Annotated in this window: 27 protein-coding genes; 12 read left to right on the forward strand and 15 right to left on the reverse strand. The window is 64.3% G+C overall.

All coding sequences use genetic code 11. The annotated features are described in order from the left end of the window. Positions 1-7: 7 nt before the first annotated feature. Entirely contained in the window at positions 8-484 is a 477-nt protein-coding gene (locus DYST_RS19900) for a hypothetical protein (RefSeq protein ID WP_239947800.1), read from the reverse strand. Between the two features lie 118 nt (positions 485-602). Between DYST_RS19900 and DYST_RS19905 the strand changes: the two genes are divergently transcribed. The 5 genes from DYST_RS19905 to DYST_RS19925 all read left to right on the forward strand — a co-directional run bounded on the left by DYST_RS19905 (position 603) and on the right by DYST_RS19925 (position 8,383). After that, entirely contained in the window at positions 603-2,741 is a 2,139-nt protein-coding gene (locus tag DYST_RS19905) for a bifunctional (p)ppGpp synthetase/guanosine-3',5'-bis(diphosphate) 3'-pyrophosphohydrolase (RefSeq protein WP_239947802.1), read from the forward strand. Positions 2,742-2,818: 77 nt separating this feature from the next. Continuing rightward, on the forward strand, positions 2,819-4,540 hold the full coding sequence (locus DYST_RS19910; protein WP_239947803.1) for a hypothetical protein: 1,722 nt from the start codon (positions 2,819-2,821) through the stop codon (positions 4,538-4,540). Positions 4,541-4,550: 10 nt separating this feature from the next. After that, positions 4,551-5,396: an SDR family oxidoreductase gene (locus DYST_RS19915; protein ID WP_239947804.1), complete on the forward strand. Its 846-nt coding sequence runs from the start codon at positions 4,551-4,553 to the stop codon at positions 5,394-5,396. Positions 5,397-5,522: 126 nt separating this feature from the next. Continuing rightward, the gene (mrcB, locus tag DYST_RS19920; protein WP_428993929.1) at positions 5,523-7,850 is read left to right on the forward strand and encodes a penicillin-binding protein 1B; all 2,328 of its coding nucleotides are present in this window, start codon (positions 5,523-5,525) and stop codon (positions 7,848-7,850) included. 2 nt (positions 7,851-7,852) lie between these two features. Further along, positions 7,853-8,383: a tetratricopeptide repeat protein gene (locus DYST_RS19925; protein ID WP_428993930.1), complete on the forward strand. Its 531-nt coding sequence runs from the start codon at positions 7,853-7,855 to the stop codon at positions 8,381-8,383. Positions 8,384-8,443: 60 nt separating this feature from the next. Here the strand turns inward: DYST_RS19925 and DYST_RS19930 are convergent, their stop codons facing one another. Further along, a complete protein-coding gene (locus DYST_RS19930; RefSeq protein WP_239947810.1) occupies positions 8,444-8,821 on the reverse strand; it encodes a VOC family protein in 378 nt (125 codons plus the stop codon). A 75-nt stretch (positions 8,822-8,896) separates the two neighbouring features. On the opposite strand from DYST_RS19930, the gene DYST_RS19935 reads away from it, so the two are divergent. Next, a complete protein-coding gene (locus DYST_RS19935; protein ID WP_239952163.1) occupies positions 8,897-10,831 on the forward strand; it encodes an ATP-dependent DNA helicase in 1,935 nt (644 codons plus the stop codon). Positions 10,832-10,902: 71 nt separating this feature from the next. Further along, a complete protein-coding gene (locus DYST_RS19940; protein WP_102300788.1) occupies positions 10,903-11,271 on the forward strand; it encodes a VOC family protein in 369 nt (122 codons plus the stop codon). 3 nt (positions 11,272-11,274) lie between these two features. On the opposite strand, the gene DYST_RS19945 is transcribed toward DYST_RS19940, so the two are convergent. From DYST_RS19945 to DYST_RS19955, 3 genes are all read right to left on the reverse strand, one after another. Beyond that, a complete protein-coding gene (locus DYST_RS19945) occupies positions 11,275-12,081 on the reverse strand; it encodes a helix-turn-helix domain-containing protein (protein ID WP_239947811.1) in 807 nt (268 codons plus the stop codon). Between the two features lie 88 nt (positions 12,082-12,169). After that, positions 12,170-12,988 carry an alpha/beta fold hydrolase gene (locus DYST_RS19950; RefSeq protein ID WP_239947813.1) on the reverse strand — a complete coding sequence of 273 codons (819 nt, stop codon included), beginning with the start codon at positions 12,986-12,988 and terminating at the stop codon, positions 12,170-12,172. 50 nt (positions 12,989-13,038) lie between these two features. Then, positions 13,039-13,410, reverse strand: a complete 372-nt coding sequence (locus DYST_RS19955) for a nuclear transport factor 2 family protein (protein ID WP_239947815.1) — start codon at positions 13,408-13,410, stop codon at positions 13,039-13,041. A 185-nt stretch (positions 13,411-13,595) separates the two neighbouring features. Here DYST_RS19955 and creD point away from each other — a divergent pair, with 185 nt between their 5' ends. Further along, entirely contained in the window at positions 13,596-14,939 is a 1,344-nt protein-coding gene (gene creD, locus DYST_RS19960) for a cell envelope integrity protein CreD (RefSeq protein ID WP_239947816.1), read from the forward strand. Further along, positions 14,936-15,625, forward strand: a complete 690-nt coding sequence (tsaB, locus tag DYST_RS19965; protein WP_239947818.1) for a tRNA (adenosine(37)-N6)-threonylcarbamoyltransferase complex dimerization subunit type 1 TsaB — start codon at positions 14,936-14,938, stop codon at positions 15,623-15,625. Before creD ends, tsaB begins: the two co-directional genes overlap by 4 nt. A gap of 15 nt (positions 15,626-15,640) precedes the next feature. On the opposite strand, the gene DYST_RS19970 is transcribed toward tsaB, so the two are convergent. Next, positions 15,641-16,027 carry a winged helix-turn-helix domain-containing protein gene (locus DYST_RS19970; RefSeq protein WP_239947826.1) on the reverse strand — a complete coding sequence of 129 codons (387 nt, stop codon included), beginning with the start codon at positions 16,025-16,027 and terminating at the stop codon, positions 15,641-15,643. A gap of 110 nt (positions 16,028-16,137) precedes the next feature. On the opposite strand from DYST_RS19970, the gene DYST_RS19975 reads away from it, so the two are divergent. Next, positions 16,138-16,884: a glucose 1-dehydrogenase gene (locus DYST_RS19975; RefSeq protein WP_239947828.1), complete on the forward strand. Its 747-nt coding sequence runs from the start codon at positions 16,138-16,140 to the stop codon at positions 16,882-16,884. Between the two features lie 120 nt (positions 16,885-17,004). Further along, complete coding sequence (locus DYST_RS19980; protein ID WP_239947830.1) at positions 17,005-17,403, forward strand: DUF302 domain-containing protein; 399 nt, start codon at positions 17,005-17,007, stop codon at positions 17,401-17,403. Positions 17,404-17,412: 9 nt separating this feature from the next. Here the strand turns inward: DYST_RS19980 and DYST_RS19985 are convergent, their stop codons facing one another. Together DYST_RS19985 and DYST_RS19990 are read right to left on the reverse strand one after the other, a co-directional pair. Beyond that, positions 17,413-17,844 (reverse strand): GFA family protein, encoded by a 432-nt coding sequence (locus tag DYST_RS19985; RefSeq protein ID WP_102300779.1) that lies wholly within the window; start codon positions 17,842-17,844, stop codon positions 17,413-17,415. A gap of 55 nt (positions 17,845-17,899) precedes the next feature. Next, positions 17,900-18,925 (reverse strand): YeiH family protein, encoded by a 1,026-nt coding sequence (locus DYST_RS19990; protein ID WP_239947832.1) that lies wholly within the window; start codon positions 18,923-18,925, stop codon positions 17,900-17,902. Between the two features lie 86 nt (positions 18,926-19,011). Here DYST_RS19990 and DYST_RS19995 point away from each other — a divergent pair, with 86 nt between their 5' ends. Then, positions 19,012-19,890: a LysR family transcriptional regulator gene (locus DYST_RS19995; protein ID WP_239947833.1), complete on the forward strand. Its 879-nt coding sequence runs from the start codon at positions 19,012-19,014 to the stop codon at positions 19,888-19,890. Positions 19,891-19,910: 20 nt separating this feature from the next. Here DYST_RS19995 and ptsP read toward each other — a convergent pair whose 3' ends face one another. From ptsP to DYST_RS20030, 7 genes are all read right to left on the reverse strand, one after another. Further along, a complete protein-coding gene (gene ptsP, locus DYST_RS20000) occupies positions 19,911-21,641 on the reverse strand; it encodes a phosphoenolpyruvate--protein phosphotransferase (RefSeq protein ID WP_102300777.1) in 1,731 nt (576 codons plus the stop codon). Positions 21,642-21,799: 158 nt separating this feature from the next. Beyond that, positions 21,800-22,069, reverse strand: a complete 270-nt coding sequence (locus tag DYST_RS20005; RefSeq protein ID WP_102300776.1) for an HPr family phosphocarrier protein — start codon at positions 22,067-22,069, stop codon at positions 21,800-21,802. After that, positions 22,062-22,454 carry a PTS sugar transporter subunit IIA gene (locus DYST_RS20010; protein ID WP_199044965.1) on the reverse strand — a complete coding sequence of 131 codons (393 nt, stop codon included), beginning with the start codon at positions 22,452-22,454 and terminating at the stop codon, positions 22,062-22,064. The genes DYST_RS20005 and DYST_RS20010 overlap by 8 nt, the downstream gene beginning before the upstream one ends. A gap of 43 nt (positions 22,455-22,497) precedes the next feature. Then, on the reverse strand, positions 22,498-23,385 hold the full coding sequence (gene rapZ, locus DYST_RS20015; RefSeq protein WP_102300774.1) for an RNase adapter RapZ: 888 nt from the start codon (positions 23,383-23,385) through the stop codon (positions 22,498-22,500). A gap of 3 nt (positions 23,386-23,388) precedes the next feature. Next, positions 23,389-24,339 carry an HPr(Ser) kinase/phosphatase gene (hprK, locus tag DYST_RS20020; protein ID WP_102300773.1) on the reverse strand — a complete coding sequence of 317 codons (951 nt, stop codon included), beginning with the start codon at positions 24,337-24,339 and terminating at the stop codon, positions 23,389-23,391. A gap of 128 nt (positions 24,340-24,467) precedes the next feature. Beyond that, positions 24,468-24,791 carry a ribosome hibernation-promoting factor, HPF/YfiA family gene (gene hpf / locus DYST_RS20025; protein WP_102300772.1) on the reverse strand — a complete coding sequence of 108 codons (324 nt, stop codon included), beginning with the start codon at positions 24,789-24,791 and terminating at the stop codon, positions 24,468-24,470. Positions 24,792-25,080: 289 nt separating this feature from the next. After that, positions 25,081-26,547: an RNA polymerase factor sigma-54 gene (locus tag DYST_RS20030; protein WP_239947834.1), complete on the reverse strand. Its 1,467-nt coding sequence runs from the start codon at positions 26,545-26,547 to the stop codon at positions 25,081-25,083. Between the last annotated feature and the right edge of the window lie 55 nt (positions 26,548-26,602).

Here is a 26,602-nt window from a genome sequence, read left to right on the forward strand (position 1 = left end):
TTACGAGTTACTTCACGCGGCGAACGGTAGCGTTGTCGCTGCAGTCGTCCACAGCCATCATCCAGTTACCCATCAGCGAGCGACGGATGGTCACCTTCGGGTTGTCGGCGGTCGAGCAGGCAATCTTGGTGCCATCGGCCTGTTGCCACACCTGACCGTTGTCGAGGGTGAACTGGCTATTGCCACCAAAGCCGATGAAGTGTCCCTGGATATGGGCACTGATCGGACCCGCCTTTTCGCTAGTGGGATAGAACACCGGCTTGCCGCTTTCGTCGACCACCTTGGTGACGGTCTTGCCGTGGCCGCTTAGCCAGGCGTCAAGATTCTTGAGCTCGTCCGGCGAAAGCTTGTCCAGGCCGGCTGCCTTGAACTCATCCGGTGTCATGCGCTGCTGCAGCGGCACGTACTGGTCGGCGGCAAAAGACACCGCGGGAACGGCTAGGGCGACACTCATCAGCAACGGCAGCAGGCGGGCCAGACGCATGGGGCAATCCTCTCGAGTACCTAGGGAATAGAACATCGCGGGCGCAGCATACACGGCATGAACCATGGGTTCATACGCGGGGCAGGCGTAGGCTGCGGGCAGGCCCTAGAATAGACCTATGGTTCAAGCCGCCCTCAACGCAAGCTCGGGTCTCGCCGAGTGGCGCGAACGCGCCGGCAGCGTGCCGCCCTTGTTGGGCGAGGCGCTGGATACGTGCGCGCTGTTGCCGATGAGCCAGGCCGAGTGCGTCGACGTGTTGGAACTGCTGGCCATGCTTGGCTGCGACAGCCAGACCCAGACGGCCGCCTTGTGGTTCGAGGTGTCGCGTATCGATCCCGCGCTCTGGGCACTGCGCGAGCCGCAATTACCACCGGAACTGCAGCGGCTCGTCGGCGGCCAGGTTGCGGCGGAGCGCGTATGGGCGCTGCACGCCCAGCATGGCGCCGACCACGGTGCGGAGGGTTTGCGCCGCCTGTTGCTGGCGATCATCCGCGACCTGCGTGTGGTATTCATCCTGCTGGCCCGGCAGTTGGCGCGCATGCGTGCAGCCAGCACCCTGCCGGATGCCGAGCGACAGGCGCTTGCACGGCTTACGCGGGACATTCACGCGCCGCTGGCCAACCGCCTGGGCATCTGGCAACTCAAGTGGGAGCTGGAAGACCTCGGCTTCCGCTACCTGCAGCCGGAAACCTACAAGCGCATCGCGCGTCTGCTCGATGAGCGCCGCGTGGATCGCGAAGAGTTCATCCGCGAGTCGCTGTCCACGTTGCACAGCGCGCTGGAGGCGGCGGGTATCCGTGCGGATCTGGCCGGGCGTCCGAAGCACATCTATTCGATCTGGAAGAAGATGCAGCGCAAGGCGCTGGAGTTCTCCGATCTCTACGACATCCGCGCCGTGCGTGTGTTGGTCGACTCCATCGGCGACTGCTATGGCGCGCTTGGTGTGGTGCACACGCTGTGGCCGCATCTGCCGGGCGAGTTCGACGACTACATCGCGCGCCCCAAGGGCAACGACTATCGCTCGCTGCACACGGCGGTGATCGGTCCGCGCGGCAAGACGCTGGAAGTGCAGATTCGCACGCACGAGATGCACCGCATCAACGAACTGGGCGTGGCCGCTCACTGGCGCTACAAGGAAGGCGGTGCGGGCGACAGCGAGTTCGAGGCGAAGATCGCCTGGATGCGCCGCTTGTTGGAGCCGCGTCCGGACAGCGAGGGCGATCTCGCCGCCGAACTGCAGACCGAGCTGCTCGAGGATCGCGTCTACGTACTCACGCCGAAAGGCGAGGTGGTGGATTTGCCGCGCGGCTCCACCGTGCTGGATTTCGCTTACCACGTGCACACCGAAGTGGGTCACCGTTGCCGAGGCGCCAAGGTCAACGGGCGCATTGTGCCGTTGACCTTCCAGCCGGCGAGCGGCGATCGCATAGAGGTGCTTACCGCGAAGGCGGCCGAACCCAGCCGGGATTGGCTGTCCGCGCATCATGGCTACCTGCATACCTCGCGTGCGAAGGAAAAAGTACGCACGTGGTTCCGCCGCATCGCCCACGACGCCAACGTCGCCGCGGGTCGCGCGATCTTCGAAAAGGAGATCAAACGGCTGGCGCTGGCGGCGGCCGATATCGGCAAGCTACCCGCGCATTTCCACCTGAAGACGCACGACGAGTTGCTCGTCGCGTTGGCTCTCGGTGAAGTCGCGCCGGGCCAGATCGCCCGAGCACTGCAGGAAGCCACAGCGCCGGCACCGTTACCCTCTTCACTACCCGCAAGCGCAGCGCAGGCGCGGCAGGCGGTGCGCGATCAAAGTGCGCTCAGCATCGAAGGCATTGGCAACCTGCTCACTACGCTGGCGCGTTGCTGCCAGCCCTTGCCGGGTGACCCCGTGCGCGGTTTCGTCACGCGCGGTCGAGGTGTGTCGGTGCATCGCGCCGATTGCCCCAGTCTGGCGCGTCTCGCCCGGCGCGACCCGGACCGCGTGATCGAAGTGGAGTGGGGCAAGGCGGCTGCGCAGGCCTACGAGGTGGACATCGAGCTGCGTGGCTACGACCGCAAGGGCTTGCAGAAGGACGTGACCAGTCTGATCAGCAACATGGGCACGCACATCATTGCCTCGTCCAGCCGGGTATTCGCGCAGACAGGCGAGGTGGAAATGCGCTTTAGCCTGCGTGTGCGCGATTTCGAACAACTCTCGGGCTTGCTGAGCCGGCTGGTGGCGCTACCCAACGTGGTCGATGCGCGACGCGTCGGCGGTGCCTGAACGTCGAGCGTTATGGCCCGGGTGGCGGGCCGGCGCGATGTTAAGCTGCCGATGGTAGATCTCACTCTCGTGAACCCATGAACGGACGCAAAGACCACAACGACCGCGGGTCGGCCGGACGCACCGAGCCCACCCTTGGCAATCTCGATAACCTGGATGGCGAGAAGCCCCAGTCCAGGGAGGACGTGGGTCTGCCCAAATTCTCGCTCGATCCGGACATGGTGCGGCCCGCTCCGCCGCCGCCGCAACGCCGGTCCAAGCGTCGCGGCTGGCTGGTGCCGGTCGCATTGCTTGTAGTTATTGGCGTAGGCACGTCGCTGTGGGTTGGTCAGGACAAGCTGCGCGGCCTGGTGCCGAACACCGAACTGGACGGCATCCTGGGACGCGCCGAAACCGCCTTGCAGCAAGGGCACCTTGACGGCACCGACGGTAGCAGCGCACGCGAGCTGTTCGAGGCTGCGCGCGCCCTTCAGCCGGACAACGACCGCGCTCGTGACGGTTTGCGTAACGTGGGGCAGGCAGAGATTGCCCGCGCCGACGCGGCTTTGCAGGCGCACAAGCTCGACGAAGCCGACCAAGCGCTCACTGCCGCACGCGAACTGCTGGGTGGCGGTAGTGATGTGGATCGCCTGACCCAGGCGGTGGCCGCGGCGCGCAATGGTGCCGTGCCGACCGATCACTTGATCGAGCAGGCCGACCAGGCCTTCGATGCCGGTAAGCTTGATGGCGACGGTGGTGCCGGCGATCTTTATCGTCGCGTGTTGGCGGCCGATCCCAACAACGCCGTGGCCAAGCATGGCCTGGACAAGGTGGGCGATGCCCTCGCCGCACAAGTACACAAAGCACTCGATGCGGGTGATCGCACCACAGCCTCGTCGCTGGTCGATCGTCTGGCCGTGCTGCTGCCGAACTATGCGGAACTCCCTGCCTTGCGTGCAGCGCTGGTGCAGGTGAGCCAGCAGGACAACGGTGCGCTCGCCGATGCGATCAAGCAGGGGCAGGATGCGTTGCGCGAAGGTCGTGTCACCGGCCAGGGCGATGACACGGCACAGGCGCGTTTCAAGGCAGCACTGGCGATTGATCCGGACAATGCCGATGCGAAGGCCGGCATGGGGCAGGTGGCGCAGGCCTTGATCGTGCAGGCCAATGCGGCGCTGGACCATGGCGACAACGCGCATGCCCGCGAACTGCTCGATCAGGCGATTGCGATCGCCCCGCACTCGGCGGATCTGGCTGCCGCGCGTGCGCGACTGGGCGAGGGCCGTAAGTCCAATGCCACTCAGGTGGCCAACGACATCGCCAGTGATGTTCCGGCGGAGGGCAACGGCGACGACCTGCAGCATCCGCCGCTCACGTCGCAACAAAGCGCCGAACTGGCGCGCACCATCCAGCGTGCGGATACCGCCGCTCGCCAAGGCAACCTGATGCTGCCGCCGGGCGACAGTGCTTACGACTTGTACCGGCAGGCGCTGGCGATGGACGGCAACAACCCGGTGGCACGCCAGGGGTTGGAGTCATTGCCCGGGCTGGCCATCAACCAATTCAACCAGTCGCTCGCCAGCGGCAATCTTTCGGCGGCCGGCAATCGCCTCGCCGATCTCGCGGATCTGTCACCGGGCAACACAAACCAGGGTGTGCTGCGCGATCGCTTGGCGGGCGCATGGATGGATCAGGCAGAGCAGCAACTGCAGAACGGCGATCGCGCCAGTGCGGCGCAATCGCTGGACAGCGCACGCAAGCTGGCGCCCGGCAATCCGCGTCTCGCGTCGTTGATGGCGCGACTGCAGTCGGGCGGTTAAGGGTGCAAGCATGACCGTGTTGGTTTTTGGGGCCAGCAGCCAGATTGGCCATTTCCTGCTGCCCAGGCTGCGCGCGCGCGGCGAGTCGGTGATGGCGCTCAGTCGCAAAGCCCGTCCGGGCCAAGCCGGCATCCATTGGCTGCAGGGGGAACTCCCCGGGCAGGTACCTGCGGTAGGGCAACCCACCGCAGTGATCAGTTTCGGCCCGCTCAAATCCTTCGCGGAATGGCTGGCGTCGGCAGGGTTGCCTGCTTCGACGCGCGTCATCGCCACCAGTTCGATGAGCGCTGAGTCCAAGCAGGCCTCGGATGTGCCGGCTGAGCGCGTGTTATCGCAGACATTGCGCGATGGCGAAGCCGCTATCGCCGCAGCCTGTGATCGGCAGGGCATGCCGTGGACCATCTTTCGGCCCACCATCATTTATGGCGCCGGCATCGATAAAAGCCTGACGCCTATCGCGCACCGTGCCAGCCGCCTGCACGTGTTCCCGCTACCGGCGGGGCGTGGCCTGCGCCAGCCGGTGCATGCGGACGATATTGCTGCCGCCGTGGTGGCCGCGCTGGATCATCCCGAGTCGGCAGGCCGCGTCCTGCCGCTGGGCGGTGGCGAACGGCTCACTGCCGGCGAGATGTTTGCGCGCGTGCGCCGCAGCTTGTCCACACCAACGCTGCCGGTGCCGATTCCGGCCGCGTTGTTGCGACTGGGTCGGGGCGTCGTCCCACGCCTGCGAGGGCCGCTGACCCGCCTGGAAGCCGACCTGATCGCCGATAACAGCGAGCTGCAACGGTTGCTAGGCGTCTCACCGCGTCCATTCAGGCCCGACGCCAGCTGCTGGATGCCCCAGCCGCCACTGTAGGCCTGATATTCCGACGGGCGCCTCCCCTGCGCCCGATCCGCGCCATAAACCCCGGCATGCGTTCAGATGCCCGCCGGGAAGCAAGCCCTATGATCCCGGGGTCTTCCCGTTCAGGATTCTCCTTACTTGGACTTCATGACCCGCCTTCGCTCGATCTTCAGTGCCGTCTGGCCCTGGATCCGCATTCCGTTCTGGGTCTGCATGGGAGTGCTGTTCGGCTTCGTGCTGCCGTACTCGCTGGTGCTCAACAAGCGTGTGCAGGATCGTTTCAACGATCTGGTGTTTGCCGTGCCTACGCGCATCTACGCGCGACCGCTGCCGCTGGCGGTTGGTACGCCGATGACGCCGGGCACGCTGGAGCTGGAGCTGACCTTTGCCGGCTATGGCAACGATGGCCGCGCCGACGTCGCCGGCACTTGGTCCAAGCAGGGCAGCACCTACACCATCTCCTCGCGTGGCTATGCCGGACCGGACGGCGGTGAACTGCCCAAGCGGATTCGCGTTGCGCTGGGCAAGGGGCAGGTGGCCAGCGTGAAAGACGCGGTCACCGGCAAGCCGATCGAGCTGGCTCACATCGATCCCGCGCGCATCGCCACGGTGTACGGCTCGCAGCAGGAAGAACGCCGCATCGTGCGCCTGGCCGACGTGCCGCCGCTGTTGCTGTCGGGTCTGCAGGCGGTGGAAGACCGCGACTTCAAGCATCACTTCGGCATCGACATCTCGGCCATCATCCGCGCTACGTTCGCCAACCTGCGCGCTGGCCATACGGTGCAGGGCGGCTCCACGCTCACCCAGCAGCTAGTGCGCAACCTGTTCCTTGATCGCGAGCAGCATTACTCGCGCAAGTTCAACGAAGCGCTGATGTCGATCCTCATCGAGATGCACTACGACAAGAGCCGCATCCTTGAGGCCTACGTCAACGAAGTATTCCTCGGCCAGCAGGGCAGCCAGGCGGTGCACGGCTTTGCCGCGGCTTCGGAGTTCTACTTCGGTCGCCGCATGGAAGACCTCAAGCCGCAGGAAATGGCCTTGCTGATCGGCCTGGTGAAGGGGCCGAGCTACTACGACCCGCGCCGCTATCCAGACCGCGCGTTGTCGCGACGCAACCTGGTGCTCGATCAGTTTGTGGATACCGGCCTGATCACGCCGGAACAGGCCACGGCCCTCAAGGCGACGCCGCTGGGCATCGTCACCAACGGCCAGCTGCCGCACAACCGCTTCCCGGCCTTCATGGAACTGGTGCGTGCGCAGATCACTGGCGATTTCGACGACGAAACCCTGTCCAGGGGCAATCTGAGCATCTTCACCACGCTCGACCCGGCGGCGCAGTTGTATGCCGAACAGGCCATCACCACGACCACCAGCGGCTTGGGCAAGCGTGGCGAAGCGGCACAAGCCGCGGCGGTGGTGACCGAAGCACAGACTGGCGCCGTGCTCGCCATCGTCGGCAGCAAGATTCCTGGTGACCAGGGCTTCAACCGTGCGCTGGATGCGCGGCGCCAGATCGGCTCGCTGGTGAAGCCGCTGGTGTACCTCGTTGCCTTGACCAACCCCGAGCGTTGGAACCTTGGCAGTCCGGTAGAGGATTCGCCGATCAGCATGCGCCAGCCCGATGGCAGCTACTGGACGCCCAAGAACGACGAGGGCGATGTACACGGCGCGGTGCCGATGGTCGATGCGCTGGTGCATTCGTGGAACCTCGCGACGATCAATCTCGGCATGAGCGTGGGCGTGTCGCGTATCAAGGCCTTCCTCGAATCGTTCGGCTTGACCGACGTGAATCCGAGTCCTTCGCTGTTGATCGGTGCGGTGGATATGTCGCCGCTGCAGGCGACGCAGCTCTACCAGTACATTGCCGCCGATGGCCATGCTTTGCCGCTGCTGGCAGTGCGCGGCGTGGTGGATGCGAACGGGCAGACCGTCAAGCGCTACGAAGTAAAGACGGGTGCGGGCGAGTACCAGCCGGCAGTGCGTCTGGTGACGTGGGCTATGCAGCAGGTGGCGCGCTCGGGTACGGCGGCGTCGATCGGCAGTTCCGGGCTGTCCTACCTCAACGCGGCAGGCAAGACCGGCACCAGCAACGACATGCGTGACAGCTGGTTCGCGGGCTTCACCGGCGATCACCTCGCGGTGTTCTGGATGGGCCGCGACGACAACAAGCCGAGTGGTCTGTACGGTGCGACGGGCAGCCTCCGCGCATGGCAGGAGTTGTTCAAGAAGCTGCCGACGCGTCCGCTGTCGGCGGCCCCGGGCGAGGGCCTGGAAATGGCCTGGATCAATACGTCTGACGGCAAGCGCTCGGAAGTGGGCTGCGAGGGAGCGCGTCAGGTGCCGGTCGTGGCCGGTACACTGTCTCAGGATGCCGAAGGCTGCTTCTGGCAGCATGTCGGCAATTTCTTCAGTGGCGGTGACGCGTCTCCCGCGCCGGCTTCTTCCGCCCCCATCCGGGATTGATCATGCTTCGTCGTAGCCTTCGCCTTTCCGCCGTTCCTGTGTCGTTCGCCGTGCTGTTGCTGGCGGCGTGCACCCAGCCCGCCGCACCGTCGCAGGCCACGCGCCCCACCGTGTCCGACGAGCAGATGCTGGCGGCGATTCATGCGGCCGGTGACAAAGAGAGGTCGGTGATCGACGTGAACCCGTTGCGCGATCCGGGCGTGGCGGCTTTGCAGGATGCCGCCGAAGGTGACCTGCGCGTGGGCAAGTACAACGACGCAGCCGCCAAGCTGGATCAGGCGTTGAAGATCAGCCCCGATTCGCCGGACCTGCTGCAGGATCGCGCTGAGCTCGCGATTCGCTTGAAGGATTACGCGGGCGCTGAGAAGTTCGCGCATCGCTCGTGGGAGCTTGGCCCCAAGCTTGGGCCGTTGTGCGCTCGTAATTGGCAGACCATCGCCGAGTTGCGCCAGCGTGCCGGTGATGATGCCGCTGCGGCGACCGCGACCAAGGGCGTGGCGGAGTGCCATAAGGAAGGCATGCAGCGCTACTGAGCCCTGCATGGCCTGGCAGGAGCGCACATATGCGCTCCTGCACAGAAGAGGGCGGCCGGATCACCGCCGCCGCTCCTCCATCAATCCCACCAGATTCCCATCTGGATCCCGCAGGAAGGCCAGCCATAAGGTGTGGTCGGACAGTTCCGCTGTCGCCTGCGGTTCGCGTTCGCCTACGGCGCCGCGATCGAGCAGGGTGCGGAAGTGGTGCTCGATGTCCCCGACCTTGAAGTACAGCACGGAATTGCCGCCCACGCTGCCGGCGCCCTGTGGCGTGGACAGCATCAGGCGTACGCCGCCGGCGTCGAGAAACGCCAGGTTTGTGGCCGGACGGAACAGGAAAGGCAGTTCGAGGATGTCGCGGTAGAACGCAAGCGCGGCGTCGACGTCACTGACGGTGACGGCGATCTGGCCAATGCCGCTGACCTGTGAAGACATGGCAAGGCTCCACGATGGAGGTCCGCTGAGTCTATGACATTCGCGGTCGAGCCCGGCGTCGGCGATACTTTGCGGATGATCGATCACGAGGATGTCGCCGCGCTGCTGGGCACGGAAGGCCCGTTTGCCCGCGAGCTGCCCAATTTCGCCCCGCGCGCCGCCCAACAGGCGATGGCGCGCGCAGTGCAGCACGCCATCGCCGAGCGCGAAACGTTGATTGCGGAAGCCGGTACGGGTACCGGCAAGACCTTTGCCTATCTCGTGCCCGCGCTGCTGTCGGGCGAACGCGTGATCGTCTCCACGGGTACCAAGGCGCTGCAGGACCAGTTGTACTTCCGCGACCTGCCGCGCGTGCGTTCGGTGCTGGATACGCGCCTCAAGATGGCGCTGCTCAAGGGGCGCTCCAATTACCTATGCCTTTACCGCCTGGACCAGACCGTGCGCGAGGGCGCCACGTTCGACCGTACGCAGGCATCGCAGCTGGCGGCGGTACGCGCGTGGTCAGCGCGCACGCGCCGCGGTGACCGGATGGAATTGGCGGAAGTCCCCGAGGAATCGCCGCTGTGGCCGCGCGTCACTTCCACGCCGGAAAACTGCCTGGGTGTGGAATGCCCGTTCTACGACGATTGCCATGTGATCAAGGCGCGTCGCGAAGCGCAGGAAGCCGACCTTGTCGTGGTGAACCATCACCTGCTGTTCGCCGATCTCGCGCTCAAGCAAGAAGGTTTCGGCGAGATCCTGCCGGGCGCCAGTGCGTTCATTCTCGACGAGGCGCACCAGATTCCCGAGCTGGCCGGGCAGTTCTTCTCGCAAAGCATCAGCGCACGTCAGCTCACCGATCTGGCGCAGGACAGCCTGGCCGAATGCAACGGCGTCACCGGTGCGATCGGCCTAGTGCTGGAGCCTGTTGAAGCCATGCAGGACGCTGTGCGCAAGCTGCGTCTGGCGATGGATGCCTTGCCCGAACGTGGCCCGTTCCATCAGTTGGAAAGCAAGCGTGATATCGGCGATGCGTTGCATGAGCTTCGCGAAGTGCTGGCCGCGCTCACTGACGTGCTTGCTTCGCAGGCCGAACGGTCGCGCGGCTTCGCCAATGCGCATGAACGCGCTGCGTTGATCAGTGAGCGGCTCGACCGCATCGCTGAGCGCGGCAGCGAACGCGATGTGCGCTGGTATGAACTATTTCCGCGTGGCTTTGCACTGCATGCGACGCCGCTGGATCTGGCGGCGCCCTTGCGCGCGATGCGCGCGCAGACACAGGCCGCGTGGATCTATACCTCGGCCACGCTGTCGGTGTCATCCAGCTTCGATCACTTCGCGCGCCAGTTGGGATTGGACGAACCGCAGACGCTGCAGGTCGAGAGTCCCTTCGACTACGAAAAGCAGGCGTTGTGCTATCTGCCTGCCGGATTGCCCGACCCGTCCGCACGCGACTACACCGATCGTGTCATCGAATCCGTGCTGCCGGTGTTGCATGCCTCGCATGGCCGCGCCTTCTTGCTGTTTACGTCGCATCGCGCCCTGCGCCGTGCCGCCGAGTTGCTGCAGGAACGCGTGCCCTGGCCGCTGTTCGTGCAGGGCAGTGCGCCGCGTCATCGGCTATTGGACGAGTTCCGCCACAGCGGCCACGGCGTGTTGCTCGGCGCGGCCAGCTTTTGGGAAGGGGTAGATGTGGCGGGCGAAGCGCTCAGCGTGGTGGTGATCGACAAACTGCCGTTCGCGTCGCCTGACGATCCCGTGCTGCAGGCCCGTCTGGAAGCGCTGGAACAGTCGGGCATCAACCCGTTTATGGGCTGGCAGGTGCCCAGCGCTGTCATTGCGCTGAAACAAGGCGCCGGGCGCCTGATCCGTGATGTGCATGATCGTGGCGTGCTGGTGCTGTGCGATCCGCGCCTCACCACCAAGGGCTATGGACGCCTGTTCCTCAAAAGCCTGCCTGCCATGCCGCGAACGAAGGAGCTGGCTGAGGTGCAGGCATTCTTCGACGACGAAGTATCCGCCACCGCGTAGGTGATACAGGCACTGGTTTTTGTCACTTGCCGGGACGACCATAGAACGTCCATACCGGAGGAGTGACGAACATGGCCAAGGTCATCGGTTTCGGAGGCATCTTCTTCAAGGCACGCGATCCCAGCGCACTCGCAGAATGGTATGCGCAGCATCTGGGGTTGCCGGTCGAAGCGTGGGGCGGCGCCCGCTTCGACGATGAGCCGCGGCAGCCCGGCTACACCATGTGGTCGCCGTTCGCCGCCGACACCAAGTATTTCGCGCCCAGCACCCAGCCGTACATGATCAACTTTCGCGTGGATGACCTGGACGGCCTGCTCGCCCGGCTGCGGGACGCTGGCGTGACGGTGGACGATCGGGTGGAAGACAGCGAGTACGGTCGCTTCGGTTGGGCCATGGATCCGGAAGGCACTCGCATCGAACTTTGGCAGCCACCGTCCTGACGATTACGCGTCCGGTCGCGCAGCAAGCTCGCGCAACACCTGTGCCGTGTTTTCGTTGGCTGGCACAAAGGCTTCCAGCGCAAGTTCGGCAAGCGTGACATCCATCGGCGTGCCGAACACCGTGGTCGTGCTCAACATCGATAGCACCGTGTCGCCCATGGCCAGTTCCATGGGAACGGCGATATCACCGCGGATGATGTCGTGGGGTGCCGTATCGCCGCCGGGATAACCCTGCAGTTCGTGCAACAGGGAAACCAGTCCGGGATCGTTCGTGGCATCGATCTGATGGCGCAGTCGATCCAACAGATGTGCGCGCCAGATCGGCAGATTGCGGATGAAGGGCGCCAATCCGTCGGGATGCAGGCTCACGCGCAGCACGTTGATGGGCGGCTTCAGCCATTGCGGCACGAGTCCCATGAGCAGACGTTGCGTGGCCTGATTGCTTTCGATCAGGTTCCAGTGCCGGTCGATGGCCAGGGCGGGATAGGGTTCCAGTCCCTTGAGTAGCAGACGGATCGAGCCCAACACCGTGGCGAACTCAGGATCGGCGATGCCGCGTTCGAGATAGGCCGGCGCAAAGCCGGCGGCTACCAGCAGCTGGTTGCGCTCGCGCAGTGGAATGTCCAGGTATTCGCACAGGCGCATGATCATGTCGCGACTCGGTTGCGAGCGGCCTGATTCCATAAAGCTCAGATGCCGCGTGGAGACTTCCGCGCCGCTGGCGAGATCAAGCTGGCTCAAGCGACGATGGCGTCGCCATTCGCGCAGCAGATCGCCTACGGGACGTTGCTTGGCTGCCACGGCATGCATGCGTTTGTCCTTATGGATTAGCTTGGTTCATCGTCGACCAGCCGCATCGATGATTTCATGATGCGGCGGTCTCGCCGTGCGGCAAAAGTCATGCACTGGCATGGGGGCTAATGAACGCCTGCATGTCTTCGAGCAGGCGGCGCTTGTGGGTATGGAACATGCCGTGCGGCGCGTCGGCGTATTCAAGCATCGTGCATCCCTTGACCCGGCTGGCAATCGCTCGGCCGCCGGTGACAGGCTCGCTAGCGTCACGTAGCCCGTGGATGACCAGCATGGGCACGTCGATGCCAGGCAGTTCATCACGCATGTCGGTGCTTACGCGTAGGCGGAAACATCCGGTGGCGGCGTGCAGCGATGTGTTCAACATCATGTCCACGGTGCGTCGGATCATGCCTTCCGAGGTGCCGGTTTCGGCAGGCAGATAGAAGTCGTCCGCGCCGTCGGCGAGCCATTGGGCGTAGTCCTCGCGGATGGCGGCAAGCGCCGGCTCGAAGAAGGAGAGAGGTAGCTGCTTACCGTCAGCGTCGAGATAGCACGGCGCCGTTGGCGAGAGCAGGATGACGCGCGCGATTCGCTCACTGCCATGCCGCGACAGCAGGCGGATGCATTCGGCCGTTCCCATGGAGTGAGCGACCAGGGTCAGCTCGCGCAAATCGAGACGTTCGATCAGTGCAGCCAGATCGTCGGTGAGACGGTCATAGTCGTAACCATTGCCGGGGCGGTCGGAGCGCCCGTGGCCGCGGCGATCCATGGCAATGGTGCGCATGCCCAGTGCATTGAAGTGCAGCATGTGTGGCGCCCACATCTGTGAATCCAGCGCCCACGAATGGACGAACAGCACGGGTTTGCCATGACCCCAATCCTCGTAGGCCAGGGTGACGCCATCGTTGGTGGTGAAAGTAGGCATGTCGATATCTCCGGAGGGCGCGGGCGGCATTGACCGCCCGCGCAAATGGGTTAGATGGTCTGGGGAACCTTGTCGAGGAAGCCGAACACCTGACGGATGCGGCCGTCTTCCAGCGAGGCCACGTCGAAGCCGATCACCAGGGGCTCGACCGCGCCGGGCGAGGCGAGATGCCATTGGAAGCGCGCAGTGTCGTGGTGGGCATCGACCGTTCCCGCCAAGGCGAAGCGGTGGCCCGGGAACATGTTCTGCACAGCAGCGACGGTGGCGTCGATCGCTTCCCAGCCTTTGGCGTCCACCATCGGGTCGGTGTAGCGCGCGTGTTCGGCATAGGTGTCTTCGATCAGGCTGCGGCGGCGCAGGGCATCGGTTTCGTTCCAGCTGGCGATGTAGCGTTCGGCGAGGGTGTGGGCTTGCGTGGTCATGGTGGCTTGCTCCGTTCGTTGGTGTGGGCTCAGCTTGCGGCCCGCCCTGCACGGAAGCGATTACCTGCCGGGTAATGACTTGCGCCCCGGTTTTGCCACAACTCGCTACCGGATTGGCCGCGCGTGGCCGCAGGGTTCGCACGCGCAGCGGTTGTCATGCAGGCTCCGATACAAGGGAATCTGTCATGGGTCATTGGATGAAGGGATGGACCGCCAAGGTGCTTGGCGTGGGCCTGCTGGCGCTACTGATGTTGATTCCGCTATGGCGAGTGCAGTCGCTAGTGGAAGAGCGGCAAGGCATGCGGCAGGCCGCCATCGACCAGATCGCGCAGGGTTGGGGCGGCGAGCAGGTGCTGGGCGGCTTGGTGCTTGCTGTGCCATCGCATCAGATGACAACGCTTCCTTCCGGCGAAGCGCGCGACATGACGGATACGACGTACGTGCTGCCGGATGCGCTGAGCGTGGATGCCGGCATGGCGGTGGACAAGCGCCGCTACGGTATTTACGACGCGCCAGTGTTTGCCTCGACCGTGCAACTGGATGGTCGCTTTACCGCCGAAGACATCGCGCCGGCGCGCCAGATGGACGGCTCCCGCTGGGAGGATGGCAAGGCCGAGCTGCGCCTTGCGGTAGGTGATCTGCGTGGCTTGCAGGAAGTGAGCGAGTTGCGCATTAACGGCAAGACGCAGCGCTTCCAATCATCCGCCGCAACGTTTGGCGGTTCCTCGTCCATGGTGATCGTGCCGATCGATCTGACGGCCGTGGGCGACCAGCCGGTGGAGTTTTCGGTGAAGCTGCGTCTTGCTGGCACGCAGTCGCTGCAATGGCTTCCGTTGGCGCGCACTACGGATGTGAAGCTGCATGCGCCGTGGCCGGACCCTAGCTTTATCGGCGCCGCGCTGCCGGTCGAACGAGCCGTCAATGCCGATGGTTTCTCCGCACGCTGGCATATGCTCGATCTCAACCGCAAATTTGGCCAGACGTGGCATGCGAGTGACGTGCGCGTCGACACGGCCGTGCACGATGCGGCGTTTGGCGTGGCGCTGTTCCAACCCGTCGATGTGTATCAACGCAACGTGCGCGCAGGGAAGTACGGCGTGTTGTTCATCACCATGACGTTCGTCGCGTTCTTCCTGTTCGAAGTGCTCAAGCGCCTGCGCGTGCACCCCGTGCAATACCTGCTGGTGGGCGCGGCGCTCGCCTCGTTCTACGTGCTGTTGCTGGCGCTGTCCGAACAGATCGGCTTCGGACCTGCTTACGCCGTGGCGGCGGCCTCGGTTGTACTCATCATTGGCGGCTATGCCGGGGCCGTGCTGGGCGCGCGCCGAGCCGGCATGTGGCTGGGCGTGGCGCTGGCACTGGTCTACGCCATGCTCTACGTGGTGCTGGCCGCCGAGCAGTACGCCTTGCTTATCGGCGCCATCGTGCTGGTGCTCACCGTGGCCCTGCTGATGTATCTGACCCGCCGCATCGACTGGTATGCCAGCATGCCGGCGGCGGCCGGGCCGGCTATCATGGAGCAGCCATGAAATTGCTCGCGATCGAAACCTCTACCGAAGCCTGCTCCGTCGCGTTGATCCGCGGCGACGAAGTGATCGCGCGCAGCGAGATCGCTCCACGCCGACATGCCGAACTGGTGTTGCCGATGGCCGACGCGCTGCTGGCGGAGGCCGGGCTGGGGCGCCACGCGCTCGACGTGATCGCCGTGGGCCGCGGCCCCGGCGCCTTCACCGGCGTGCGCCTGGGCATTTCGCTGGCGCAGGGCATGGCGCTGGCGTTGGACGTGCCCGTAGTGACAGTGTCGTCGCTGGCAGCCTTGGCGCTGGAAGCACCGGAAGACGATGCTGACATCCTGGCTGTCATCGATGCCCGTATGGGCGAGATCTATGCCGCCAGTTACCGTCGTGACGATAACGGCGGACTCGTCGTGCTCGACGAGGAACGTGTATGCACCCCGGGCGCACTGAGCCTTTCGCCGTCCACTGCGTGGCACGTGGTGGGTACTGGCTGGACGACCTACGAAGACGTTCTGCGTCCGCGCCTCACCGGGGCGCTGCGTTCCGCCGAGGGCGCGCGCTACCCGCAGGCGCGCCACGTTGCTGAGCTGGCTGCTCGCGAGTTCTTCGCGGGCCACGCTCACGCACCGGAGCACGCCCTGCCGGTCTACCTGCGCGATAAGGTCGCCCTGACGCTGGTGGAGCAGGGCAAGGCCTGACCGCGGGCTATCGGTTCAGGCGCTGTGCGCAGCCCGCGTGGCGGCGTGCTTCAGGTCCGCGTCCTGCTTGCGGGACTCGTACTGAATGCTCTGCGCGTTCTTGATGGCGGGCAGCAATCCGGGGAAGCGCTGTTCGATTTCCGTGCAACGCGTGGTGTTGAGCATTTCCACGCCACGACGCTCGCTGCGGATCAGGCCGGCTTCACGCAGTGCGCGGAAGTGCTGGGACAGGGTCGACTTGGGAATGCAGCGATCCTCCATCTTGAGGAAGGCCGAGCAGGTGTTGGCGCTGTCTGCACAGGACAACTGCCAGTAGATGGTCGCGCGCACGGGATCGGACAAGGCATGCAGGATGCCTTCTACGGTCACGTCGTCGAGGGAGGGGTGGGTCAGGGGCCTCATATGGTTATTTTAGCAGCACTTGAAAACTAGTTCATAAGTTCGTATGTTGCGAACTATGGGAGTTAAGAGCTCCCAGGTCCTCTTTCTCCCCAACTGAACAGGTTCCCGTCATGAGCAAGCTCAAAGGTAAAGTGGCTGTCGTTACTGGCGCATCCAAGGGCATCGGCGCGGCCATCGCCAAGGCCCTGGCCGCCGAAGGCGCCTCCGTGGTCGTCAACTACGCCTCCAGCAAGGCTGGGGCAGAGGCCGTGGTGGCTGAGATCACCAAGGCGGGCGGCAAGGCCGTCGCCGTAGGCGGCGACGTTTCCAAGGCGGCGGACGCCAAGGCGCTTGCCGATGCGGCGGTGTCCAGCTTCGGCCGCCTCGACATCCTGGTGAATAACTCCGGCGTCTACGAGTTCGGCGCGCTTGACGCCATCACCGAGGAACACTTCCACAAGCAGTTCAACGTCAACGTGCTCGGCTTGTTGCTGACCACGCAGGCGGCAGCGCGCCACATGAACGACGGCGGCAGCGTGATCAATATCAGCTCGCTGGTCACGCGCATCGTCCCGGCGGAAAGCGCGGTATACACGGGCACCAAGGGCGCAGTGGACGCCATCACCGGCGTGCTGGCCCGTGAATTGGGCCCGCGCAAGATCCGCGTCAATGCGGTGAACCCGGGCATGGTGGAAACCGAGGGCACCCACGCAGCCGGTTTCATCGGTTCGGACTTCCACCAGGGCGCTATCGCACAGACGCCGCTGGGCCGCATCGGTCAGCCGGACGACATCGCCTCCATCGTGACCTTCCTGGCCTCTAACGATTCTTACTGGCTGACCGGCGAACAGCTCTACGCCGGCGGCGGCATGCGCTGATCCGACAAAGCTGGACCTTGTTGCGCACCCCGGTGTGGGCCGGGGTGCGCCTTTTTGCATGCGCAGGATTGACGATACTGCGACGATGATCGGCCTTCCTTTTCATGTGGCGAAGGGCCCATGTCCAGTCAGCCTGATAACGGCATCATCCAACTTCGCTCGGCCTTCGATGTGACCACAACCATCGACAGGATCCGGCAGGCGCTCGAATCGCACGGCATCACCGTGTTTGCGCACATCGATTTCAGTGGTGACGCCGCGCGCGCCGGGCTAGCCATGCAGGGCGAACAGATGTTGATCTTTGGCAACCCCAAAGCCGGTACCCCGCTGATGCAACAGGTTCCGCTCGCCGGATTGGATCTGCCGCTGAAAGTGCTCGTATGGGACGACGGTCGGGGCGCGACATGCGTTGCCTGCAATGCGCCGGAGTACATCATTGCCCGGCACGGTTTGCCTGAAGCGATGACCGCCCATCTGGCGGGACCGTTGCCGCTCCTGAAGCAGGCGGTGGCAGGCTGAGCCGCTTGGTCAATCCAGGCGTTCGACAAAGCGGACGTTAGCGATCCAGTTCGCCTGTCGCCTTGCGAGTTTCGAGCCCACATCCTCTTCACTGAAGCTCGCCGACCGATGATGCAACAGGGCGGGATCCACATTGCCTAGCGTGTTGACGTTGACCACGGCATAGAGGCGATCGTCGACCGTGCAGGTCACCAGCGGAACCACGCCACATTGGCGGCAGATGTGGAAATTCGCGGTGCTTGTGCCAAATGCGTAGTGGTTCACCGCCGCCGGGTCGCGCACGCTGATGCGCAGGAGCCCATCAGGTACGGACGTCCATACCGCACCATGCTTCGTGCAAAAGGAACAATCGCAAGCACGCGCCGGGATCTCTGTGGGATCGGGTTCCCAGTCGAGCGTATAGGCGATGTTTCCGCAGTGGCATTGTCCGTGGAACTGCATATCGGCATCCGTCGTCGATGGTGCTGGCGACAGCAAGCGTAATCGATCAGGCGCCTTACAGCTGTCCGATCACCAACTGCACCAGCAGGCTGCTCACCGACACCGCGGCCCACACGCCCAGGCCCAACAGGATCGGACGTGCACCGGTCGACGCCATCTTGCGCAGGTTGGCGGAAAGGCCAATGGCCGTCAGGGCCACGATGATCAGAAACTCTGCGGCCATATGCAGCATCGGCTGGATAGCGACAGGAATAAGGCCCGCGGTGCGCACGCCGGAAGCCACCAAGAACCACAAGATAAACCAGGGGAAGATGCGGGCCAGGCTGAAATCACTGGCGCCCTGCTTCTTCTGCTTCCACGCAGTGGCGAAGGCGAGGATCAGGCAGATCGGGATGATCAGCGTGGCGCGGGTGAGCTTGACGATGGTGGCGTAGTCGCCAGCCTGCTTGCTGAAGCTGTAACCCGCGGCCACTACCGACGAGGTGTCGTTGATGGCCGTACCGGCCCATAGGCCAAAGCCAAGGTCCGACAGGTGCAGCACATGGCCGAGCAGGGGGAACAGCAGCACAGCGACGAGGTTGAACAGGAAAATGGTAGAGATCGCGAACGCCGTGTCGTGTTCGTCCGGCTTGATGATGGGCGTCACCGCCGCAATCGCCGAACCGCCGCAGATTGCCGTGCCTACGCCGATCAGGATCTTCAGCTTGTCGTCCACCTTGAGCATGCGGCCAAGTAGCCACGCGGTGAGGAAGGCCACCGTCATGGTCACCAACGTGACCGACAGCGATTCGAGGCCGGTCTTGGCCACTTGGTCCAGGCTCAGGCCAAAGCCCAGCGCGATGATCGACCACTGCAATACCTGCTTGCCGGCGAACTGGATGCCGGGCGTGAACGTGCCGCCGGGCGCGGCCGTGTTGCGTACCAGGATACCCAGCACGATGCCGAATACCGGACCACCGATCAGTGGCGCGACCTTACCCAGCCCCAGCGCCACGAGCGCGATGACCACGGAAAGCAGCAGGCCGGGAAGGCGCTGGGAAAGGGTGGGGGCGGCGGGGCTGGCGACGGCGGTGGCGTTCATAGCGTTCTCCTGCAATGCCGCCATTGTCCGTTTCGTCGATCATCAAGAAAATTTTGAATTATTGATGATTGTTATAAGATAAATTGATGATCAACATCAGCCCGCGCCAGTTGGAGGTGTTCGTGCAGATCGCACGCCTCGGCAGCGTGCGCGCGGCGGCCGAAGCCCTGCACCTCACCCAGCCCGCCGCCAGCATGGCGCTGGCGGAGATGGAGCGGCAGTTGGATGCTGCCGTCTTCGCCCGCGAGCGCGGGCGCCTGCGCCTCAACACGCGTGGCCGGGAATTGCTGCCGCTCGCGCAGGAGTTGCTGGAGCGTTATGCCGAGTTTGGCCGCGTGGGCAGTGGCGGCGTTGATGAACTGGGTGGCGAGCTGCGGATTGGGGCGAGCAATACCGTGGGCAACTATCGCGTGGGCGAACTGTTGGGCGAGTTCGTGCGCGCGCATCCTCACGTGTCGGTGCGTCTTCGCGTGTCCAACACGGCAGAGATCGTGGCGGCCATGCTCGATCACGTACTGGAGCTGGGCTGCGTTGAAGGGCCGGTTGCGCACCCTTCACTGGAAGTGCGTCCCTGGCGCGATGACGCCCTGGTGGTGTGCACCTCGCCCGATCATCCGCTCGCGCGTAAACGGCGACTGGAACCCAAGGACTTTGCCGGCGCGCGTTGGGTGTTGCGCGAGCCGGGGTCAGCCACGCGCAGCCTGAGCGAGCGAGCGCTGGCGTCCTTACCCGCCGGGGATACCGTGCTGGAACTGGATCAGGCCGAGGCGATCAAGCAGGCGGTGATTGCCGGTCTCGGTATTGCGTGCCTGCCTGAGGTGGCCGTGATCGATGCCGTCGCCGCCGGACGATTGAAAGTGCTGCATACGCCGTTCCTCGACCTGCATCGCAAGCTGTCGCTGCTATTGCATCGGCAGCGCTATCGCGGGGCGTTGATCGAGGCATTCCTCGCCAGCGCGGGTTGACCGATCCCGCGGCGAAAAAATCAGCCGAGGATCTCGGCCAATAGCGCCTCGGCTTCTTCGTGCGTACGCGAGCGGAGGATGCGCGGCGCCTGCGAACGAAGCAAGCCATGGTCGAGATCGATAAGGCGGTCGCGAACGTGCAGCAGCTGGCTTGGGTGCATGCTGAACTCGCACAGGCCCAAGGCCAGCAGCAAGGCAGTGAAGTTGGTGTCGCCGCCGATTTCGCCGCATAGGCTTACCGGCTTCTTCGCCCGGCGTCCTTCTGTGATCACGTAGGCGAGCAGGCGCAACAACGCCGGCTGCAGCGGGTTGTAGATGTTGTCCAGTGCATCGTTGCCACGGTCGGCGGCCAGCACGTACTGCGCAAGGTCGTTCGTGCCGATGGCAAGGAAGTCGGCGTGCTCGAGCAGCGCGCGCACGTTGATGGCGGCGGCCGGTACTTCGATCATTGCGCCGAGCTGCAATTTTTCCGGCAGATCGATGTTCTCGCGCTTCAGGTCCTGGCGGGCCAGCTTGAACAGCGTACGCACGGCGATCAGTTCGTCCGGTTGCGTCACCATCGGCACCAACACGCGCACCGGGCCGTAACAGGCGGCGCGCAGGATGGCGCGGATCTGCGTGGTGAACACGGCGGGATAGCGCAGCGACAGGCGTACGCCACGTACGCCCAGCGCGGGGTTGTCTTCGCCGCGTATCACCAAGCCCGCGGCATCGGCCTTGTCGGCGCCGAGGTCAAGCGTGCGAATGGTGACGGGCAGGCCACCCATGCCGAGCACCAGATCGCGATAGGCGATGAACTGCTCGTCTTCGGTAGGCAGTCCCTTTTGGCGCAGGAACAGGAATTCGGTGCGGTACAGGCCGACGCCGTCCGCGCCGCGCGCACGCGCCATGGCGATATCAGGCGGCATTTCCGCGTTGGCATACAGGCGTATGTCGACGCCGTCGCGCGTGCGCGTGGGTGCGTTGGCCAGTGTCGCGAGGCGGCGGCCTTCCAGCGCGGCTTCACGCTGCCACGCGCGGTAGCGGGCGAGATCCTGCGCGGTGGGATGCACCACGGCTTCGCCGCGTTCCGCATCGAGCAGGATCAAGTCATCGTCGTGGATGGTCGACAGCGCATCGCGCGCACCGACCAGCATCGGCAGGTCGAGGCTGCGCGCAAGAATGGCGCTGTGCGAATACGGGCTACCGGAACTGGCGACCACGCCGAGCAGGCCACTGCCGGCAAGGTGGGCCATGTCGGCGGGGGCGATGGTGTCGGCGATGAGGATCTCGCCCACGCGCGCCGCCAGCTTGCGCTCTTCACGGCTGGTCTGGCGTTGCAGAGCGGAGATGACGCGGCTGATGACCTGGTCGACGTCTTCCTTGCGCGAGCGCAGGTAAGGATCGTCCATCGCTTCGAACACGGCCGCGAGGCGATCGCGCTGCTTCTTCAGTGCGGCGCCCGGACGGTAGTGGCCGATGCGCACCAGATCGTCGAGTCCGCGCAGCAGTTCCGGGTCGTCGAGCAGCAGGCTATGCGCGTCGATGAACTCGTTCACTTCGCGAGCGAGTGCACCGTGCAGCTTGCCGCGAAGTTCGCGCAATTCTTGGCGAGCTGTATCAAGCGCGCGATGAAGGCGCTCCAACTCGACGTCTACTTCGTCTTCGGCGAGCGGGCGGGTATCGACCAGATAACGGCTAGGCTGCACCAAGCGGGCACGGCCGAGGGCCATGCCTTTTGCTGCGGGGGTGCCTGTCAGTATCTGTCTCATATCGGCCTTCCATGGTGGAACGGCCGAGCTGGCCGCGCGTGACGCCGGCATCCCGCCAACGCGTGGATTCCTGATAAGAAAAGATGGCACGACGTAGCCAACCGGGCCGTGAATACGGCCTCAGGGTGACGCATGCATGTCATCTTTTCTCTGCCCACTCAGGCTCCTTCGTCGAACTTGCGATCGAACAGGGCGGCGACGGCATCGACGGCGGACTGCTCGTCCGGCCCTTCGGCGCGAACCGTCAGCGGCGTGCCGATACCGGCTGCCAACATCATGACGCCCATGATGCTCTGCGCGTTGACTTCGCGGCCCTTGCTCACCAGCCACACGGTGGATTTGAAACCCTGCACCAGCTGCACGAGCTTGGCTGAAGCCCGGGCATGCAGCCCCAATTTGTTGGAGACGACAATTTCTTTTTCAAGCATGGTCGATGAAGATCCCTCCGCGGCCCCCGCTGGCGGCAATCTCCGCCAACTCATCCAACGGTTTTTCTGCGTAATTGAGTACGCGCAGCAGCATCGGGAGGTTGAGTCCTGACACGCAGCGCAACCGCACGCCGAGTGAGCTCAGCGACAGCCCGATGTTGCAGGGCGTGGCGCCGTACAAATCGGCGAGCACCAGCACGCCGTTGCCCTCGTCGAGCTCCCGCGCGTGTTTGGCCGTGAGCGTACGCATCACGTCCGGATCCGCCTGCGGCGGAACTTCGACAGCTTCCACCCGCAGGGGCAGCTTGGGTAGCACGTGGTGAGCGGCAGAGATCAGCGCCTGGCCGACCGCCTCGTGCGTCATCAACAGCACGCCGACGCTCATGACGGCGTGCCGGTCCGATGAAGTGCTTTGGACAGCATGGCTATCACTCGAGTTCACGATGGAAGGTAAGCACGCCGCTACGCAGCGTGCGGTAATGGGCGGCCAGTTTTTCAACGAGGTACACCGAACGGTGTCGGCCGCCGGTGCAACCGATGGCGATGGTGACGTAGCTGCGGTCGTCGGCTTCGAAACGCGGCAACCACGTATCCAGCCAGCGCGCTGTGTCGGCGAAGTACTCGGCGACCATCGGTTGCGTATCCAGGTAGTCGCGCACGGCTGCGTCCTTGCCCGAGAGCGGGCGCAGCCTGGGATCCCAATGGGGGTTTGGCAGGCAGCGCGCGTCGAACACGAAGTCCGCGTCCAGGGGCAGGCCTCGGCGGAAGGCGAACGACTGGAACATCAGCGTCAGCCCTTCGGTAGCTTCGGCATAACCCGTCGCAATGAGTCGACGCAGCTGATGCACGTTCAGATCGCTGGAGTCGATGACCTTGTCGGCAATGGCCGACAGCGGGCGCAACAAGCGTCGTTCTTCGGCGATCGCGTCGGCGAGTGACAGGCCGCGGAAGGAGAGTGGGTGGCGACGTCGCGTTTCCGAATAACGCTTGATCAGCACGTCGTCGCGGCAATCCAGGAAAATCAGATGCGTGTGTACGCCGACAGCGGCCAGCTCCGACAGCATGGCGGGCATACGCTGCAGGTCTTCACCCGGGTTGCGCACGTCCACACCAACCGCGACGTTGCGGCGCTTGCCTTCCACATTGAGGCTCACCGCCGCAACGAGTTGTGGCAGCAGGACGGTGGGCAGGTTGTCGACGCAGTAGAAGTCCAGATCTTCCAGCGCGCGCAGCGCCACGGTCTTGCCGCCACCGGACATGCCGGTGAGTACGATCAGGTGGATGGCGTCAGGGTGCCGGATAGTCGTCTCTGTCATGGGTCACCAGGGAGGCAGTCGACGCATCTGGTGCGCCTGGCGGTCGATGAAGGTCTGGGCGGGGTCGATGCCCTTGCTCTTGAGCACGTGGTTGCGCACGGCCGCCTCGACCAGCACGGCAAGGTTACGACCAGGGGCTACGGGAATGGTGATCATGGGCACCGGCACCTCGAAGATCTCGCGGTGGCCGATGTCGCCGGTAAGGCGTGTGAGTCCATCGGTATCTTCCCCATCGCGCAGTGGTTTGAGGTGCACCACGAGGCGAAGGTATTTGGAAGGCTTGACCGCGGTGTGACCAAACATCTCGCGCACGTTCAGTACACCCAGGCCACGAACCTCCAGCAGGTCCTGCAACAGTTCGGGGCAGGTGCCGTCGATCACGTCCGGTGCGATCAGGGTGAATTCGGTGGCATCGTCGGCCACCAGACGGTGGCCACGGCTGATCAGGTCCAGCGCAAGTTCGCTTTTGCCTGATCCTGATTCGCCGGTGATCAGCACGCCGATGGAAAACACCTCGAGGAACACGCCGTGCAGAGTGATCTTGGGCGCGAGAATGCGTGCCAGGTGGTACTGCATCCAGGTCAGCAGCTCGTGGCCGCGCTTGGAGCTGATCCACAAAGGCGTGTTGGTTTCTTCCGCCACCTCGCGCAGGTCGGTGGGGATGGGCTGATCCTTGGTGACGATCATCGCCACGGGCTGATAGGCGGCGATCTTGTTGATCGCTTCCCAGCGTTGGCGCGAATCCAGGCTGTCGAGGAAATTCAGTTCCTCGGTGCCGATGATCTGGATCTTGTTGGGATAGATGACGTTGAGATAGCCAATCAACGACGGGCGGCGCGTGGTGGTCGCAGCCTGCTCCAGCACGCGCGACTCGCCGCGCATGCCGGAAACCCAGCGCAAAGCCATGCGCTCGTGAACACTGTCGTAGAGTTGTCGGGCGGTCAGCCGGTCCAAGCCATGTCCTTTCTGCAGCCAAAAGAAGGGGGCTGCACGGACATTGTGCCAGTTCGCGCCGTCGGGCGCCTTGGATCGGGGGATTCGGAGGGAGAGGGCCCGCCCGGAGCACGGGCGGGCCGGGGCGGTCAGCCGTACAGGCGCTCGTCGCGGACGGCGCGCTGATGCTTATCGCTGATCTTCTCGCGGTGCTTGCGCAGCTGTGTCACCAGCTTGTCGAAGAGGACATCAATGGAGACGTACATGTCGTTCTCAAGCGCTTCGGCGTGCAGGGTGCTGCCCGTGACGCAGAGCGTGCCTTCAGCTCGCTGCTGCAGTTTGTTCACGGAAAGAACGATGCTCAGGCTGAGAATTCGTTCGTCGAGGCGGGTAAGGCGGTCGAGCCGGCTGTTCACGTGATCCCGAAGGGCCGGGGTGACTTCAATCTGCTGACCGCTGAGCTGAACTTGCATGTTGCGCCTCCTTCAGTACTGCCGCAGGTGCGGCTGGGGTCGATGCACCGGTCGCTTATGTCGTGGCCGACACACCTTTTGAAAGCCCTAGTTTTCCGATGGGATTTCCGGCCTCCTCACCAAGTCGGGAAAGTCACTATGCACCTCTGAAGCTTTCTTCGCGTTAGAAAGACCTTCACGGCCCTGACATGACAGGTTCCCTTCGGATCGTCTTACCTCTGATTATGGGGACGCCTTTTTTGCCGCCAAGTTCCCGAGGCGCTTTGCCACAGTGGACGGGCAGGCCCGTTCAGCCAGCGCGCTGGCGCTCGCTGGAGCTGGGAATGCGCATGGCTTCGCGGTATTTGGCGACAGTGCGTCGGGCAACCTGAATGCCCTTGCGGTGCAGTTCCTCCGCGATAGCCTGGTCGGACAGCGGCTTGCGCGGGTCCTCGGCATCGACCAGCTTGCGGAGCATGGCCTGGATGGCGGTGGCCGACGCACTGCCACCGTCTTCGGTGGACACGCCGCTGGAAAAGAAGTGCTTGAGCTCGAACGTGCCCCGCGGCGTATGGATGTACTTGCGGGTAGTTACACGTGAAATCGTTGATTCGTGCATGCCCACTTCCTCGGCGACTTCGCGCAGCACCAGCGGGTGCATGGCTTCAGGGCCGTAGTCGAGGAAGGCGCTTTGGCGACGCACGATGGCTTCGGCCACCTTGAGCAGCGTTTCGGCGCGTGATTCCAGGCTCTTGATAAGCCAGCGTGCCTCCTGCAGCTGCCCGCGCATCCAACTTGCGTCGGTACCGCGGGCCTGCGCGATCAGGCCGCAGTAATGCTGGTTAAGGCCCAGGCGGGGCTGGCAATCGGGGTTGAGACTGACACGCCAGCGGCCGACATCTTTGCGGGCGTAAACGTCGGGTGCGACGTACTCCACGGGCGTGACGTCGAGCGCAGCGCCGGGACGCGGGTCAAGGCTGCGGATCAGCAGGGCGGCGGCGGCGGTGTCGTCCTCGTTCGCGCGTAGCTTGCGGGCAAGGCGCGCGATGTCGTTGCGGGCGAGCAGTTCGAGTTCGGCATCCACGATGCGTAAGGCGAGCTCGCGCTGAGGCGTGTCGGGGGCGAACTGCTGAAGTTGCACGGTAAGGCAATCACGCAGATCGACGCTTGCGACACCCGTGGGGTCGAAACGCTGCAGCATGTGCCGCACGTATTCCACTTCCGCCTGCGTCGCTCTAAGGTCGGCCGGCAGGGCCGCGGTGAGCGACTCCATGCTCTCGGTGAGATAGCCGTCCGGATTGAGTGCATCGATGAGCACGGCCGCAATGGTGCGGTCGCGTGCACTCATGTGCGTGAGGTTGAGTTGCCAGAGCAGGTGTTCCTGCAGCGTTTCCGCTGCGGCGCTCTGCGGCTCGAAACCGTCCTCGTCGGGATTGCTGTTGCGCGAGGAGCCGCTGCTGGCGGAAAAGTCGATGGGGTCGTCGCTGCCACCATCGACATAGGCGTCGCCCCATTCGGGGGCCTCTGCATCGTCAACGGTATCGCTGCTGGTCGAGCTCGCCGAACTCGTCGGGAGCGGCTCCATCGGCTCGCGCTCTTCGCCGTCCAGCTCGTCCGGATTGTCATCCGAAAATTCGAGCAGCGGATTGCTTTCGGCGATCTGCCTCAGTTCGGCCTCCAGCTCAAGCTGCGACAGTTGCAGCAGACGGATAGCCTGCTGCAACTGGGGGGTCAGCGTGAGCTGTTGATTGAGGCGAAACTGCAGTCCGGGTTTCATGCCAAGCGGTCGGGATGAATGTGAAGGTCATCCTAACTCTTGCCCCCGGGGTCGG

The organism is Dyella terrae (assembly GCF_022394535.1).
In the GTDB taxonomy this organism is placed as follows: Bacteria; Pseudomonadota; Gammaproteobacteria; order Xanthomonadales; family Rhodanobacteraceae; genus Dyella.